Annotated in this window: 15 protein-coding genes; 2 read left to right on the top strand and 13 right to left on the bottom strand. The window is 39.2% G+C overall.

Features of this window, described 5'->3' with window-relative positions:
• Window positions 1–28 precede the first annotated feature (28 nt).
• The 5 genes from LEP1GSC202_RS16385 to LEP1GSC202_RS16365 form a co-directional block, all read right to left on the bottom strand.
• Window positions 29–775 (bottom strand): hypothetical protein, encoded by a 747-nt coding sequence (locus tag LEP1GSC202_RS16385; RefSeq protein ID WP_015678746.1) that lies wholly within the window; start codon window positions 773–775, stop codon window positions 29–31.
• A gap of 66 nt (window positions 776–841) precedes the next feature.
• Window positions 842–1,489: an O-methyltransferase gene (locus LEP1GSC202_RS16380; protein ID WP_015678865.1), complete on the bottom strand. Its 648-nt coding sequence runs from the start codon at window positions 1,487–1,489 to the stop codon at window positions 842–844.
• Window positions 1,486–2,325 (bottom strand): MBL fold metallo-hydrolase, encoded by an 840-nt coding sequence (locus LEP1GSC202_RS16375; RefSeq protein WP_015678882.1) that lies wholly within the window; start codon window positions 2,323–2,325, stop codon window positions 1,486–1,488. Before LEP1GSC202_RS16375 ends, LEP1GSC202_RS16380 begins: the two co-directional genes overlap by 4 nt.
• On the bottom strand, window positions 2,325–3,725 hold the full coding sequence (locus LEP1GSC202_RS16370) for a M16 family metallopeptidase (RefSeq protein ID WP_015678816.1): 1,401 nt from the start codon (window positions 3,723–3,725) through the stop codon (window positions 2,325–2,327). The genes LEP1GSC202_RS16375 and LEP1GSC202_RS16370 overlap by 1 nt, the downstream gene beginning before the upstream one ends.
• Window positions 3,726–3,727: 2 nt before the next feature.
• Complete coding sequence (locus LEP1GSC202_RS16365; RefSeq protein WP_039929269.1) at window positions 3,728–5,272, bottom strand: insulinase family protein; 1,545 nt, start codon at window positions 5,270–5,272, stop codon at window positions 3,728–3,730.
• 21 nt (window positions 5,273–5,293) lie between these two features.
• On the opposite strand from LEP1GSC202_RS16365, the gene LEP1GSC202_RS16360 reads away from it, so the two are divergent.
• Both LEP1GSC202_RS16360 and LEP1GSC202_RS16355 read left to right on the top strand, forming a co-directional pair.
• The gene (locus LEP1GSC202_RS16360; RefSeq protein ID WP_015678792.1) at window positions 5,294–5,986 is read left to right on the top strand and encodes a hypothetical protein; all 693 of its coding nucleotides are present in this window, start codon (window positions 5,294–5,296) and stop codon (window positions 5,984–5,986) included.
• A complete protein-coding gene (locus LEP1GSC202_RS16355; protein WP_015678791.1) occupies window positions 5,987–6,445 on the top strand; it encodes a lipoprotein in 459 nt (152 codons plus the stop codon). It begins immediately after the preceding gene.
• A 36-nt stretch (window positions 6,446–6,481) separates the two neighbouring features.
• Here LEP1GSC202_RS16355 and mpl17 read toward each other — a convergent pair whose 3' ends face one another.
• The 8 genes from mpl17 to LEP1GSC202_RS16315 form a co-directional block, all read right to left on the bottom strand.
• Complete coding sequence (gene mpl17 / locus LEP1GSC202_RS16350) at window positions 6,482–6,910, bottom strand: cell surface protein MPL17 (RefSeq protein WP_015678798.1); 429 nt, start codon at window positions 6,908–6,910, stop codon at window positions 6,482–6,484.
• Window positions 6,911–6,921: 11 nt separating this feature from the next.
• The gene (locus LEP1GSC202_RS16345) at window positions 6,922–8,079 is read right to left on the bottom strand and encodes a DNA methyltransferase (protein WP_039929267.1); all 1,158 of its coding nucleotides are present in this window, start codon (window positions 8,077–8,079) and stop codon (window positions 6,922–6,924) included.
• A gap of 76 nt (window positions 8,080–8,155) precedes the next feature.
• The gene (locus LEP1GSC202_RS16340; RefSeq protein WP_015678860.1) at window positions 8,156–9,112 is read right to left on the bottom strand and encodes an RluA family pseudouridine synthase; all 957 of its coding nucleotides are present in this window, start codon (window positions 9,110–9,112) and stop codon (window positions 8,156–8,158) included.
• Complete coding sequence (locus LEP1GSC202_RS16335; protein ID WP_015678781.1) at window positions 9,113–10,375, bottom strand: PilZ domain-containing protein; 1,263 nt, start codon at window positions 10,373–10,375, stop codon at window positions 9,113–9,115.
• Window positions 10,376–10,377: 2 nt separating this feature from the next.
• Window positions 10,378–12,630 (bottom strand): alpha-hydroxy-acid oxidizing protein, encoded by a 2,253-nt coding sequence (locus tag LEP1GSC202_RS16330; RefSeq protein ID WP_015678863.1) that lies wholly within the window; start codon window positions 12,628–12,630, stop codon window positions 10,378–10,380.
• Window positions 12,627–13,769 carry a tRNA 2-thiouridine(34) synthase MnmA gene (gene mnmA / locus LEP1GSC202_RS16325; RefSeq protein WP_015678774.1) on the bottom strand — a complete coding sequence of 381 codons (1,143 nt, stop codon included), beginning with the start codon at window positions 13,767–13,769 and terminating at the stop codon, window positions 12,627–12,629. Before mnmA ends, LEP1GSC202_RS16330 begins: the two co-directional genes overlap by 4 nt.
• 1 nt (window position 13,770) lies before the next feature.
• Complete coding sequence (locus LEP1GSC202_RS16320) at window positions 13,771–14,502, bottom strand: hypothetical protein (protein WP_015678825.1); 732 nt, start codon at window positions 14,500–14,502, stop codon at window positions 13,771–13,773.
• A 164-nt stretch (window positions 14,503–14,666) separates the two neighbouring features.
• A complete protein-coding gene (locus LEP1GSC202_RS16315) occupies window positions 14,667–14,894 on the bottom strand; it encodes a hypothetical protein (protein WP_015678884.1) in 228 nt (75 codons plus the stop codon).
• Window positions 14,895–14,901: the final 7 nt, after the last annotated feature.

Raw genomic sequence — 14,901 nt, 5'->3', positions numbered from 1 at the left:
GAGCGGAGAAAAGTAAAGTTTCAAGGAATTATTTTGTGTTTTGACTTGCGATTTGATTTTTGTTATCAACCAAATCTTTAGCGTATTTATCAGTAATCGCTTTTTTGTCGGCTTCTTGTTCTTTGAAATCAGAAAGGATTTTGATCCCATAGTCTTTGGCAATGCGGTAATGTACGATTGCATCGTAGAAGCGATCATCTCGTGTCATATCAGTTGCAAGACCCAATTGGCCATATGCAATGCGTAATTTTTGTTGCGCTTCTGCAATTTCGCGGTAAGGAACCACAGGTTTTGCCCCTTCCGTAGAAGTATCTACCAGTTGTGCTTGTTCCTGTGCCGTGATGGTGTCTGCACATTCAGCAAGTAAGTTTTGGGTTTTGGTATCATAACTCTTTGCAAATTTACCAAGTAAGGTACTAATGTCTTTTTCCAGTGCCACCATAGCCTTTCCTGATGCAATGTAAGCCCTGCGGTAATAGTATCGTAAAACAATTTGGTAGTCTTTTTTGATTTTTTCCAAAGCCGTTTTGGAATCGGCTACTTCATCCCCAAAGTTTGCCGTAACAATGGTTAACAATTTAATCGAATTGATGACTCGGTCTTTGTTGTTTTCAGAAATGTTTTTGAATTGTTTGCGTTCTAAATTGGTACCTTGGTCCAATTTGTCTAATTCTTCAAAGGATTCCTTTCCTTTTTCGGGAGCACCCGATTCTTGTGCGAAGACTGAAAGGCTAAACAAACAAATGGAAAGAATCAAAAAACTTTTTTTTAACACGAAACGTTTCTCCTTAAACCAAGGAGCAGAATACAACAAAAGAACTAGGTTTGACTACTATTTTTTCTACTTCTGGAAAAAGAGTAAACCATCACCCACAGGAAACAATGTATATTCCGAAACTTGGGATTTCACCTCATTCCAAAGTTCCATCACCGCCATATCGGAAGGTTTTTTAGGATCGGGATCTAAGACCCGCCCATGCCAAAGCACATTATCATACACAAAACTGGCCCCCTTCTTTGCCTTAGGCCAAAGGGTACGAAAGATGGTTGGATAGGTGATTTTATCGCAGTCTACAAAGAAAAAATCTACATCCTTCCACAAACTCTCATTTGCTAAATAATCGATAACCGAACAATTCACCCGAGTAACATCCATTTGGCTTTCCAAACCCATTTTTTGGGCATAACCATCTAATAACTTCGCCTGTTCTTCGTGCCGGTCAATCGTTATGATGTTTGAGGAAGGATTGCCCTTTACCATCCAAAGTGTGGAATAACCAAGCCCTGTCCCCAACTCCAAAATTTTATTTGGTTTTATGAACGAAACAATTTGTGATAAAACTCCTCCCGTTGCGGCTGTTACAATGGGGATATTTTTTTCTTTGGCATAACGTTCCATTTCTGAAAATACGGGATTCGGTTTGTATACAAGTTCTGAATCGATGAATGGTTCGAGTCCATCGATATAAATACTAGGTCTTGGTTTCATGATTTGGGAGGTAAAAATAAAGAAATTCTGTCTTTTAAAATGGATGGGACTTTTTTGCGGAGTAAGTCGTTTAACTCGCGATAACTGTACCGTTTGGAAGGATGGATGAGAACAATGGCTTCGTTTTCAAATGAAGATGCATGTTCCACAATTTCATCAAAATGGGTATGCCCCCACTCTCTTGCACGACTCACATCCCGTTTCTCACAATAATACGTACATTCCATAAAAAGAATTTTACTTTTTCTAACGTCTTCGTTTTCCAAAACATATTCTATTTTTGAATCACCAGAAAAGGAAACAAAGGGACTTGCGATCTCTTCTGTTGGATCAATTCCATTTTCTTTTGACTTACGAATTTCTTCGGAACTTAGTGCCGAAAATTCTTTTTTTAACTTACGTTTGGTTTCATAAACAGTATACCCTTGTGATGGGACACGATGGAAACTCTGTAAGGGTTTAAAAAAATAACCAGGTTTTAGTTCCACTCGGTCACCATACTCAAGTCCAATCAGCTCACATTCGTAATCGAACTCTTCAATTTCTGAGTACAGTTTTAAAATTTGAGAAAGTTTTGGCTCCAGTGCTTTTGGTACGTAAATCTTAGGTTTAGGGAGTTTTCGTAAACTCCTTTGGGAAACATAATAGGGAATCCCACAGGAATGGTCGAGGTGGGCATGGGATAAAAGGATTTTCCCAATGTGAATTTTGTCTGGATTGATAAAACCAAAATCAAACATAAAATCAAGGGAAGGACAAATGATGGAAGTCCGGATCCCACCTTCCGAGATCCCTTCAAATTTAGTTCCCTTGTATTCGAAACTTGCGGTTAACATCAATCTTCCGGTTGGACCAGTTTGACTGAACCCTTCCAAAATCGTTCCAAAGATTTAGGACCAATCATTGTTGTGATCATTTTGTCTGATTGGAAATAAAGTTTCCCCACTCGTTTCAAATCGGTTAGAGTTACCTTTTCTATTTCTTTACGAAAGTTTTGCAAATATCCTTCTGGCATATTGTGATCACGCCTTCTGATTTCACTTGCAAGTGTCCGTTTATCATCTTCAAATTGAAAAACAAAGGTATTGATGATGGCATTTTTTGCTCGTAAAAGTTCTTCTTCTTTTATAGAGTCGATGAGTTTTGGTTCGATAAGTTCCTTCATCAAATCCAAAACCTCTTTAGAAGATTCAGACTTTGTCATGGCAAAAAAGGTAATCGTACCATAACTTTCTTGGAATTCTGTAAAACTTCCAGCCGAATATGCCAATCCTCTGTTATTCCGAATTTCTCTCATATAATAGGAGTTAAACCCTCCTCCACCAATGATATAATTCAAAACCTGAATGGCATAAAAATCTGGATGGTTGTGTTCCGGCAAAACTCCCGACAACGCAATGTAGGATTGTGTCACATCTTTTTCCACAAGACGGACTTGTTTTCCTTCCTTAGAAATATTGGCACTGATTGTACTTGGTGTGATCACTTCGCCTGAAGATGGATTCGTTTTTTCTAAATTGGGAAAAAACTGATCCCAAGATTTTAGATCATAATCACCTGTGATGAGTAGTCTTCTTTTTGAAGTTGATAGGATTTCTTTTTGGAAACCCAAAAGATCATCCATTTTGATTCGATCCAAATTTGTTTTAGACATCGAAGTTCCAAGGATGGTTCCTCGGAACATAACTTCTCTTATTTTTCTTTTTGCAAGCGATGTGACATTGTCATTACGACGATTGATTTCCTCGGTTAATTTTCCCTTGGTGGTGGAAACTAGATCTTCTTCTAAATTTGGTGATGTAAAAAATGATTTGAGAATGGGCAAAATGATCGATTCTGTTTTCTTTAAGTATGCAATTGTAAATATAGTTTTTTCATAATCAACAGAAACAGAAAAAGATGCCCCATAAAATTCCAAAGTTTCTAAAAACTTTTCTTTCGGATACGTTTTGGAACCTGAGAGTTCCCAACTGTCTTCCAATAAACGAGCAATCTCAATGGGTCGTTTTCCTAAATTCTTTTTGCCGTGATAAATTAGAATATCTGCATATACAATAGGAAACTCTGCATTTTTTAAGGAAAAGATTTCTACTCCACTAACATTTGTCGTAGATGATATATTCGGAACTTCAAATTCCAATGGTGCAAACTGGATGTCTTTTACAAATTCACCCATTTCCCGTGAAAACAATGGGGTTAAGCATAAAAAGAGGATGATGATGAGAAAACGTTTCATATTTATTTTTTCCTTATATCCTCGAGTAAACCAACTACAACTAAATCTTTTGTGAGGTATTTAGGAATGAGTTGTTGGATATCAGTACTTGAGGTATTCATAATGGTTTGGTATTGACTGAACAACCCACTCCAATCTCCATATAACAACTGATAATAACTTAGTAAATCTGCAATGGTTCCATTTTTGTCCATAGTTTTCATAAAATCAGAAACCATTTGGTTTTTCACCTTTTCCAATTCTTCCTTGGGAATGCCTTGTTCTCGAATCCGATTGATCTCTTCCCATATGATGGCTTCAATTTTGTTTGGATCCACACCTTCATTGGGACTGATAAAGAAAACAAAATAGTTTTTATAACGTTCCCCAGGATATCCATTGACGGCTCCAATATTTAAAACCAATTTCTCTTCCAAAACCAATCGTTTGTAAAGGCGTGATCCTGTTCCTGAAGTTAGGATGCTCGATAAAATATCAAAACTTGCATTATCTTTGTGAGGGTAAGGAGGTTTGATCCAACCCATCATCATTTGACTAGCAGAAGGATGTTGGACCTTAAATCGTTTTTCTCCAGGAAAAGATTTTTCTTCAATTTTATACGGTGGTCTTGGTTTTCCAGGTTTTAAATCAGAAAAATACTTTCGAATGATGCCTTCTGTTTCTTGAAAATCAAATTGCCCTACAACCGATATCACCATACGATTGGGAGTATAATGCCTTTCAAAGAAGGCTTTTGTTTCTTCTATTTTTAAATATGGAATTTCTGCCGAATACCCAATGACAGGTTTTCTGTAAGGGTGGCTTTCAAAGGCAATGGAAAAAAACTTTTCGCGTAACACAGCACCACCGACGTCATCCGTTCTCATCCTACGTTCTTCGATCACAACATCACGTTCTGTATAGTATTCACGTAAAATAGGATGTTTCAAACGATCCGATTCTATCTTTGCCCAAATTTCAATTCGGTTGTTTGGCAATTGGATTTGGTAATTGGTCACGTCTTGCGAGGTATACGCATTAAAACCCATCTCTCCATTTTGTTCATAGATATAGGAATCTTCATTTTTTACGATGAACTCATCTTGTAATTGGATTAAGTTTTTTAACCTTCGGTTTAATGTTTCAATTTCTTCTTCTAACGTTTTTGGAACAATTTCACCTCTGGTGGAAAGATCCCTTCGTTTTAGTTTCAAATCATCAAGTTCCGTCCCCCAAACTTCGATTTGTTTTTGGTATTTTTCTTCCTTTTGGTAATCGGTAGTACCGACCGACTTGGTTCCTTTGAATAACATATGTTCCAATAGGTGGGCGGTTCCGGCTTCTTCTGGGGTTTCATCAACAGCACCCACCAAAAATTTGATATAAAGGGCAACGGTTGGGGATGTGCCACGTTTCATCATCACAACGGTGAGTCCATTTTCCAATTGGATGGTTTTGGTATTTTCGCGGAATTGTGCCAAAGAGGTTCCGAAAAAAGCGTCTTCTGAAAATAAGGGTAAAAATTGTAGAGTGAAACAAAGGAAAAAGATTCGTAATTTCGACATCATCTACTAGTCTTGAAGTTGGAAATGGTTCGTAAACTTCTAATTTTAACTCTCTTTTGTTCCTGCCGCCTCTTTACCATCGCCGATCCAAACTATGTGGAACGCGCCTTACAAAACGAAACCGATGAAGGATTTATCTCACGAGAATTTTTCCAAATCAAAGTGGAAATTCCGATGACCTACCGTGAAATCCCTGGATGGGAAAAAAGAGAGGATTGTAAGAAAAGAGCTTTCAAAGAACGCGAAACGCTTTCCCTTCCCTACCTTGTCAAAATCCAAAGGCAAAAGCACAAGTTTGGTGAAGGCATTGATGCGTATGCAAAATCGTTAGAAGGAATGGACAGACAAACAAGACTCATCACCAATGCGCCCCAAACCTTAGGGGTAACGGGTACGGGAACGGCTGCTACAGGATCGATGACGACTACAGGCTCACCACAAAATACACCAGGCCAAGATCCAAACTTACAAACAAGTGGACAAAATGTAGGTTCCCCATCCAAACAGAACCTAGACGAAGTTAGGGGGAATCCCCAAAAACAAAAAGAGAACGATAGTGAAAATCTCCACAATTTTGCTTGGTTTTTCGACAGCTTACATCTCTACAAAGAAGATTATTCCGATAAAACAAAATGTGCTTTCCTATTCCGAAACATTCAACCTAAATTGATGGAACGTGTGGAGAAGACTCCTATCTCTGAACCTAGGAAACTATAAATGAAGAAACACCTAACAATTGCAATTTTATCCATTTTGATTTCTTTTTTCCTCTTCCAATGTAAATCCAAAGAAGTAAAAGAGATAAAGGAAACAAAAGAAGAAGTACAAGAAACTGTGGAAACAAAACCTGAAGAATCTCCACTCATCATCGAATTCACAAAAGCAAAAGAAGGGTTTTTAACCGACAGTTTATTCCAAGTTGCCATCTCTAGTGTATTACCTTCTGAAAAAGAAAGAGAAGAAGAAGCAAAATCCATCGCCGAACAAAAATCTCTCAACTTATTGAAAACCTATACAGTTCCGAATCTATCGGATAAAGGGAAAAAAGAATTACGAGAGATATCCAAAGAAGGTAAAATTGTAAACAAAAACGTATCAGTTGGTGGCCGTTACTTCTTTCTCTACCAAATCCAAAGACCCAATCTGAAACGTTTGGTTACAAAAGACTTAGAATGATCTATTTGATCCATCTTAGGGATGGATCAAATTTGTTTAAATCACAAACGACTTACTGATTTTGGCGGGAATACAAATATTCTTTACAAAGTTACAATAAAACAACTTTCCTTCCATCTGTAATTTCCCTTTCCCTTCCACTTGGAAAGTTAAGGGTTTTACATATTCAAAGTATTCAGGTTTTTTTGGATGGATAGGACCTGTTAATTTCAAATCAGCGGCAGTGACTTTGAGTCCATCTGTTCCTGATAAAAAAATTCGATGGGGAGCTTCGATTTGGAATCCAAAATCTTTTGGTAAATACAATTCCAATTCATATTTACCTAGAGATTTATTTTTGATTGTCACTTCTATCGGATGGGTTTCAAACGATTCTTCCGCTTGGATTTCTTTTGATTCGTTACAACTTGTAAATCCAAATCCAAGTATGGAAGACAAAATAAAGAATACTACATACCGTACCATACTCTTTAGACTTAATTTACCTTTCGAAGGACCACACAACGATTCGAATTTGTGCCTTTTTCATTATTGGAAACTTGCCAACAATTCGAAAGTTTCGTAAAATTTTGAGTGTGCACATAGGTTTTGCTCCAGACAAGACCTGTCCCTTCTGCCATCCGAACTACATCCTCATCCAAATAAAGGATCGAATTTCCTTTTTTAACTTCCCCTACTTCCATCACCATGTAAGAACCCTTTTTCAAAACACGAGCAGATTCTTTTAAAGTAGAACGGATGAATTCATTCCAATCATTGATATTACTAAAGATACTGAGTTTACGGTCTTTGGATTTGCTAATGTCTAAAAACCAGTGGCGTAACCAATTGTCCCCTTCATAATCCACTTTGTCTAAAAATGGCGGCGAAGTCACAATCAAATCCACCGATTCAGATTCTACATGGGGTACAGAATTGGCAGAACTTAAGGAATACAAATTGTATTTAGAAAATTCATGGTAAAATGGTGGGATAGGCATCGCTAAATCCCGTTTCATCTTTTGCAAAATTCTTGGTTTGATCGGTCGGTATTCTGGCACAATTCCCTTTTTGGCATTATTTTTAGCCTGAGCTTCTGGTGGTATGGAAACCTGTGGGAATGTATAAACAGAAAAAAAACCCGTGCTGTGACCATGTAACCGCGACAAGGCGATGAGTGAAATAAACTTCATTTCAATCGAATCATCGATTGCCATATATTTTTTTAAGTTTTTAATTTCTTTTAATGTCTTTGGGTGGAAAAAAGGTAACAAATTTTTATCAAATGGGTCATCCTCTACTTCCTGATCCAAATCGAGCGAAGATAATTTTTTTTCTAATTCTGAATATTTTGGAACATATTGTCTAGCACTTGCCAAAAAGATAGAAAGAGGATGGATGTCATTATGAATGGCAGCATGACCTTCGATATTCGCTTGGATCGCAGTTGTTCCACGACCACCAAACGGATCATATACGACTTTGTTTTTCTTTTTTAAAAATTCCTTCATAAAAAAAGAAGGAAGTTCTGGTTTGAATGATGCTCTATAACTTACCGTGTGATGGATTGGATGGCCTTGCCTTTGTTTTGCCGTCCAAAATTCACCAAATATAATTTTATCGGAATCCTTTAGTAATCTGCCTGCTCCTGCCATCCTTTGCAAAAGCCTCCTCTTTCTTTCTTAAAAGATCGGAGGAATGTTGATTCTTACGTTGGATTTTTATTAAAATCTATGGGACATAGTTTTTCCAATTGGGGAAGTAAAGTTCCATTTCCGGGAAAACATTTGTTTTTACAAACACGTCCTGGTTTATTCTTTCATCCATATAACGAATGCTATATGCATGTAACAATTGTCTTTCAAAACCCAATTCTTTTTGTAGGGAATCCGTCATGCCATGGTTTACAAAATCCAAAAAGATTGTTTCCCTTTTGCCATACATTTTATCGCCAAGGATCGGGAATCCCAAAAACAATAAACTAGCACGAATTTGGTGGATTCTTCCAGTAATTGGCCGAACAAACACCAAACTAATATTTTCTGCCTCATGATACGAAACTGGTAAAAATTGAGTTTGGCAAGATTTGGATTCAGGGAACTGGTTTGGTGAAAAAACCATCTTCTTGCGGATTGCAGAATGGATGTCTTTTCCAATATAACCATTCAGTTGGATTTCTTCGTTAAAATTTCCATGTACCAAAGCAAAGTATTCTTTAAAAACTTGCCGATTCTCAAATTTTTTTTGGAGCCATTTCCGACTCTCTTCTGTTTTGGCAAAAATCACAATGCCCGAAGTTTCGCGGTCAAGCCTGTGGACTGGGATGATCTTTGGGTATTGTTTCTCTAAAAAACTAAGTAAGGTTTGGGTCCGATAGCGACCTGCCGGGTGCATCGGGAGATTACCAGGTTTTTCCACAAAAAGAAACTCATCCGTTTCCTTTAAGATGGAATAACCTACATTCACTTCAGGTTCTTTGATACGCCCAGGGATCGGTTCGTATTCTAAAACATTACCATCAAACAATTGTTTTTCGGAAGATACCAATTCACCATTTACCCGAATCCTTCCTTCTTGGATCAAAAACTCCCATTCGGAAAAAGAGTGGTAAGGAAATTTTTCCTTCAAAAAATCAATCACCGTTTTCCCCACATAGGGAGGGCGAATGACTGACTGGTAACTTGTCATTTACTTCGGGTCGTCAGGAGCATCTAACAACTCATCATCCAATTGGTTGGCAAAAGGATCCTCCTGTGAACTTTCAGAATCCATAGAATCACCAATGGAGTCCTCTTTCGCAACTGAATTCGTATCCTCTTCACCACTTCCCTGTACTTCACCTGTCTCAGCATTTTGTCCTTCCGAGGAAACATTGAAAGTTTCAGAGTTTGTTTCCTCTTCTTTTCCGACATTGAGAAACTCTTCAAGGATCTCTGTGTCTTTTTCTGTTAGGTTATAGAACTGGCAACCTACACGAAAGTTTGTCTCTTGGTTTCGAATGTTTTTGATGATGCCGCGGATTGTCACTTTTTTACCCGCATCTAAATTCAAATCAAAGAGTATGGTTCCATTCAGAGTAACAGAACGAGAGAATGATCTGGAAGGTGCATGGATGAAACTGATACCACCCATACTTAAATCCATCACTTGGCAAACATCTCTTGATTCTTGGAACACACCTGTGTTGATAATATCTCGGCTCACAGCACTCGCGAACATTTGGATTTGTTTATAAACTTCAAAATCCAGTGGTTTCTCAGATAACACCTGAACATAACCTAAATGAACATAACCTTTGTATTTGATTGGTACACAAATTTCTGATACAAAATTATCAGGTATTTTAGAATTTTCAAAGATACGAAGGTATTCATCAAACGGGAAAAATTCAGGTAACGCAGTTGATTTTTCTTTTCTGTCCGCGATAAAGATATCTTTATCATAATGGTGCATGAGTCGCAACCGGTTGTCCATCCTACCGGCAAAAAAGATAGATGATAAAGGAAATGCTTTTGCAAGTTTTGTTCGATACGCAAGTAAAATCGTATCTACTTTTTTATCATCAAATCCTATCGCTTTTGAGACATCATTCACGTTGATGATGTTGTTAACAATCATTCCCGTTTGAATTTGGCTAACTTCAACCCTTGTTCCTTGCCGTGACGCAGAAGTGATTTGAATTTTAACAGGAGTTAGAATCTCGATTCCATTTCCATCACCACCAGCTAAATTGAAGTGTGCAAGGAATTTGCTACCATTATGAACTACAGTTAACACACGGTCACGATTCGGAAACTTGAGACTCGTATTGATGATGAGAGCTTTGTTTTTAAGGGCAATGATTTTAACAGGAAATTCTTTGTCTGAGTTTATGATATAGGCTGGTAACTTCCCAAAAAGTGCGGTAATTACCTTCAAAATACCTTCAGGGTCTTTGATTTCTTTATCCATACTCAACCGTGTTGTTTATGAAGCAACATCGAACGCTTGATGTCTACTAAAGTTTTTGCCCCAGTCACACTCATAGACTGTTTTAGTTCTTCCGAATATTTTTGTAAAAGAAATCGAATCCCAGCATCCTCTCCACCAACAAGAGAAATCGCAACTGGTCGTCCCACAAGGACGGCATCAGCCCCAAGAGCAATCATCTTAAACACATCCATTCCTGAGCGGACACCCCCATCAACGAGAAGAGGGATTTTCCCTTTTACTTCTTCTGCAATTTTTGGTAACACTCTTGCGGTTCCAGGCATTCCATCGAGCACCCTTCCCCCATGGTTTGAAACTACAATGGCAGAGAAACCACCTTCCACTGCTAATTTGGCATCCATTGGATTCATAATGCCTTTTAAAATAAAAGGGAGTTTTGTTTTTTCACGGAGTTTAATGAGTTTTTCCAATGGTCTCGTAACACTTGCTAAATTCTTTTGCACCATCGTTTTAAAATTTACCGCATCAATGTCCATTCCGACGGCGAACACTCCGTCCGCTTCTGCTTGTTTGAATCTTTCAAGCAATAAGGATTCATCTTCCCTTGGTTTACAAATGAGAATCCCTTTTCCTGAGACTTTTTTTAATGCGTCTAACATGATTTTGTATTTTTCAGGAGAGGCTCCGTCACCAAGCCATGCAAGGCTTCCATGTAAAGCAAAGGAACGAACCACCATTTGCGCATAATCCGCGTCGGTCATGACAAAGTTCATATTCGTGCCAACCCCTGTCATCGGAGCTGCCATAATGGGAGTTTTTAAATCATACCCCAAAAATTTGGTTTGGATCGAAGGGTTAACATGTTCTCTGATATACCCCGGTAAAATTTTATATTCAGCAAGAGCTTCGTGGTTGTCTTGGAAACTTTCCATAAGACCCACACCACCCATTCCAGGTATCCCTGAAGCACAATTTTTTCCATCACAAACCTTACAAACCCAACAGATATCTTTTCCAAATCGGATCCGAGCTTGGTCTGCAATTTCTTTTTCTGTGATGGAAAACTGTTCATCCACTTCAAATTGGATGGTTTGTTTTACTTTTTCAAAAACTTGTTCTGCTTCTTTTAAAGTATCAGAAACGATGATGACATGGCCCGACTTATCAATGTTATTTGTGGGTTCCTTGATGATATCTCCAGGTTTGGATTGCAAAAAAACTTCAGAAACCCCTTCAATTTTTTTGATTTCCTCTACACCGCTAATCGAAATGAGTTTTCCTGGTTTGGACAATAACGACCGTTCAATGGAAACACGATTGACTACAGGTTCTAAATTGTCTGGTGTTTCCCCGAGAGAGATAAGTAGTGCAGCTCGGTTTAAGTTCACACCCGTTGACAAAGGATAAGTGAAGGCAGACATAAAACCACCGGACAACCTGGCCGCAATTTCACCAATTTTTACACCATCTTTTGTGACCTTAATGTCCCCTTTTCCCGCACCCAAATGGATGCCGAGTGCCCTCATCCCACCTGCCATCACACGTTCCACTTCATCCAAAATATCTTTTGGCAAAGCAGAAGGCATATTATGACCCACCTCAATGAAGTATGGTTCTCTTTCAATGATTCGATCCGCAATGCCTGTCATTCGGATTTGGCCTTGGAAGGCAAGGGCATCCACCGAAAGTTCTGGTCCTTCCATATACTCTTCTAAAATCAATTCACCTGTTGGACAGAATCGTTTGGCATGACGGAAGGCAACTTGTAAATCATCGCGGTTTGTGACTTTGATCACACCACGAGCCCCCATATTGTCAGCGGGTTTCATCACAAGGGGGAAAGTAAGTTCATCCAAAGCGTCCTTTGCATCTTGCATGGACCAAACAGGTGCAAAACGAGGGATGGGAAGTCCAAACTCTTTGAGGCGTTTACGCATCTTCACCTTATTGGAAGCAGCTTCCGCATCCACAAACCGAATCCCAGGAAGTTGTAAGGCGGAAGCAACGGCTGCTACGGTCATACTGGCATCAGTGCCTGCCGTGATCACTCCATGGATGGTTGTTTTTTGTGAAAACTTTTTTGCTTCCCGAACCATTCCTTCCACATCCTTTGTGGACATAAGAATGGTTTCATCGGCAATTTGGAATCCAATGGAAGTGGGATTCATATCCGCAACAACTGTATGCAGTCGCATTGTTTTAGCAGTTTGGATGATGGGAACTTGTAACAACCCTCCACCGATGATGAGGATTGTTTTTCCTTCAACTGATTTCAAATGGGAACACTCTCCCTAGAAACTTCCACCTTTGGTTTGACTTTACGAGTGATGGATCCTTTTTGGATGATCCCACCAGCTAACAAATAATCTCCGTTTGCCGGGTAAAATGTTGCGGATTGGCCAGGTGTCACACTTTTTACATCCTCTAAAAATGTAACCTTCCAAGTGTCCCCAAGTGAGGTCACCTGACAAAGAACAGGTGCACTTCGGTAACGGATTTGGACTTTCATCTCCATGGATTGGTTCAGACTGAGGGGCGCCAAACCTTGGTAAGTAATTTCTTCCAAGACAAAGGACTCGGATACAGTTTCTTCTTCTTCCCCAAGGATAACTGTACCGTCATCTTCAATGGCGAGAACATACAATGGATTTTTCCAAGCGATTCCAAGACCCTTCCTTTGGCCGATGGTAAATCCTTCCTTACCTTGGTGTTTGCCGATGATTTGGCCGGAAGCCAATTTAAAAAAACCAGGTGTGAATTCCATTCCCTTCTTTTTAAGAAAGGACCTATAATCATTTTCTGGGATAAAACAAATCTCTTGTGATTCTGGTTTTTCAGCAACGGGTAAACCCATTCGTTTGGCAATCTCTCTAACTTGCGATTTGTCCATCTCTCCCAAAGGGAAAACAGTATTTTTGATATTGTCTTGGCTCAGTCCGTACAAATAGTACGCTTGGTTTTTTTTCATATCAACGGCATTGCGAATTGCATATCGACCATCTACTTCGATGACTCGTGCATAATGCCCTGTCGCTATTTTATCAATGCCTAATTTTTTAGCCTGCTCGAAAAGTGCACCAAACTTCACAAAGGTGTTACATTCTACGCAAGGGTTTGGGGTCCTTCCATCTTTATAATCACTGATAAAACGATCGATCACACGTTCCCCAAATACCTTTTCCATTTTGATCACATAAAATGGAATGTTGAGAGAGAGACCAACATCACGGGCATCTCGGATATCTTCCGGTGAACAACAGGATTTTTTAGTGGTATCACAAGCGGGAGCTTCGTATTCCCAAGTTCTAAGGTTCACACCGATGACATCGTATCCCGCTTCCATGAGGAGGCCTGCCGCAACAGCGCTGTCCACTCCACCACTCATCGCCACTATGATTTTTTCTTTTTCTTTCACCTTAGTTCTCTTGGTGGATGATGCCGATCCGTTTCCTGGAAAAATCCCAAAACAAGGGACGAGTCCGTAAAACACCAAGTCCGATCACCCAAACCTCTTCCTTATCCTTGTCCCCCGATAAATGGAAATTCTCAAGTGAAATTCCTGTGAGAAACTCAACGTTCGGATATTCTTCACGAAACCCAGATTTGCTAAAAACCGTGAGAGTTTCCTTTGATTGCCAGTGTTCCAATGTGAGGATGGTGCCTCCTGGACGGAATACTCTTTTTTCACCGAGGTAAACTTCCCCACCCTCTTTCGGTAAAATTGACAACGAGGCCCCAGTGTCCAAATGTGCAAATGATGTCATGGATTTTGGGTATTCAAATTGGACAAAAGAATGTTCCCCTTTTTGTTTTGTCATAAGGAATTTCAATTGGGTACCGAGGTAAGCATCCGGGTGGTCACAAAATGATGAATCACTGGGAAACCAATACAAAAGGTCCTGATCCCAAAACACACAGGATCCTCGGAAGGAATCAAGACCAAGTAAACCTTGGATGCCTTTTGGTAAAATCCCTTCCCCCCTTCGGAGCCGAATTTTTTTTTCACCGATTTGGAATTCTTTTGCCTCCAAAGAATCGGAACCTTCATAAAAACTAATATCAGAACCTGTATCCCATAAAAAAGAAACCTTCTCCCCTTTCTCTGATTGGAATCCAAGTAATAATAAAGAGATACCAGTATCTAACACTTGTACTTTGGTGTGAGGGGGGAGTGTTCGTGGAAACGAGACGTTTTGGGAAGGCTGGTTTGGATGAGGAAGAGATGGTTTAAGGATCTGAGAACTTGGATCGTTTCGAGAAATGTTTCGTGTTGGGTTTGGCAAACACATCCCAACACTGAGGCAGAGGAAAACTAAACCAATTTTTTGATACAACGAGAATGTGGGCATCTGGAATAGTCTACCGTACAATCTCTATATTCGATCCCTGTATTGGCATCTTTTGATTTGTATTCAATGAAACACGAGTAAGGTTGGAAATTAAAGGAAGAAAGTCCAAGGGCTCGGTTACGTATTGATTCATACACATCTGAGGGAACAGAAGGTGAAAGGTCTTTGAGTAGGTATGCAGGTTCTGCCATACTCTAC

It is taken from the genome of Leptospira yanagawae serovar Saopaulo str. Sao Paulo = ATCC 700523 (assembly GCF_000332475.2).
GTDB lineage: Bacteria > Spirochaetota > Leptospiria > Leptospirales > Leptospiraceae > Leptospira_A > Leptospira_A yanagawae.
The sequence above is the reverse complement of the archived record's forward strand: the minus strand, read 5'-3'. Positions and strand labels throughout refer to the sequence as shown.

What these genes read in the sequence shown, in the direction of transcription:
- LEP1GSC202_RS16335 (WP_015678781.1), bottom strand. Translation starts at nt 10,375, where the DNA reads ATGGATAAAGAAATCAAAGACCCTGAAGGTATTTTGAAGGTAATTACC.
- LEP1GSC202_RS16340 (WP_015678860.1), bottom strand. Translation starts at nt 9,112, where the DNA reads ATGACAAGTTACCAGTCAGTCATTCGCCCTCCCTATGTGGGGAAAACG.
- LEP1GSC202_RS16360 (WP_015678792.1), top strand. Translation starts at nt 5,294, where the DNA reads ATGGTTCGTAAACTTCTAATTTTAACTCTCTTTTGTTCCTGCCGCCTC.
- LEP1GSC202_RS16355 (WP_015678791.1), top strand. Translation starts at nt 5,987, where the DNA reads ATGAAGAAACACCTAACAATTGCAATTTTATCCATTTTGATTTCTTTT.
- LEP1GSC202_RS16345 (WP_039929267.1), bottom strand. Translation starts at nt 8,079, where the DNA reads ATGGCAGGAGCAGGCAGATTACTAAAGGATTCCGATAAAATTATATTT.
- LEP1GSC202_RS16315 (WP_015678884.1), bottom strand. Translation starts at nt 14,894, where the DNA reads ATGGCAGAACCTGCATACCTACTCAAAGACCTTTCACCTTCTGTTCCC.
- LEP1GSC202_RS16365 (WP_039929269.1), bottom strand. Translation starts at nt 5,272, where the DNA reads ATGATGTCGAAATTACGAATCTTTTTCCTTTGTTTCACTCTACAATTT.
- LEP1GSC202_RS16370 (WP_015678816.1), bottom strand. Translation starts at nt 3,725, where the DNA reads ATGAAACGTTTTCTCATCATCATCCTCTTTTTATGCTTAACCCCATTG.
- LEP1GSC202_RS16375 (WP_015678882.1), bottom strand. Translation starts at nt 2,325, where the DNA reads ATGTTAACCGCAAGTTTCGAATACAAGGGAACTAAATTTGAAGGGATC.
- mpl17 (WP_015678798.1), bottom strand. Translation starts at nt 6,910, where the DNA reads ATGGTACGGTATGTAGTATTCTTTATTTTGTCTTCCATACTTGGATTT.
- LEP1GSC202_RS16380 (WP_015678865.1), bottom strand. Translation starts at nt 1,489, where the DNA reads ATGAAACCAAGACCTAGTATTTATATCGATGGACTCGAACCATTCATC.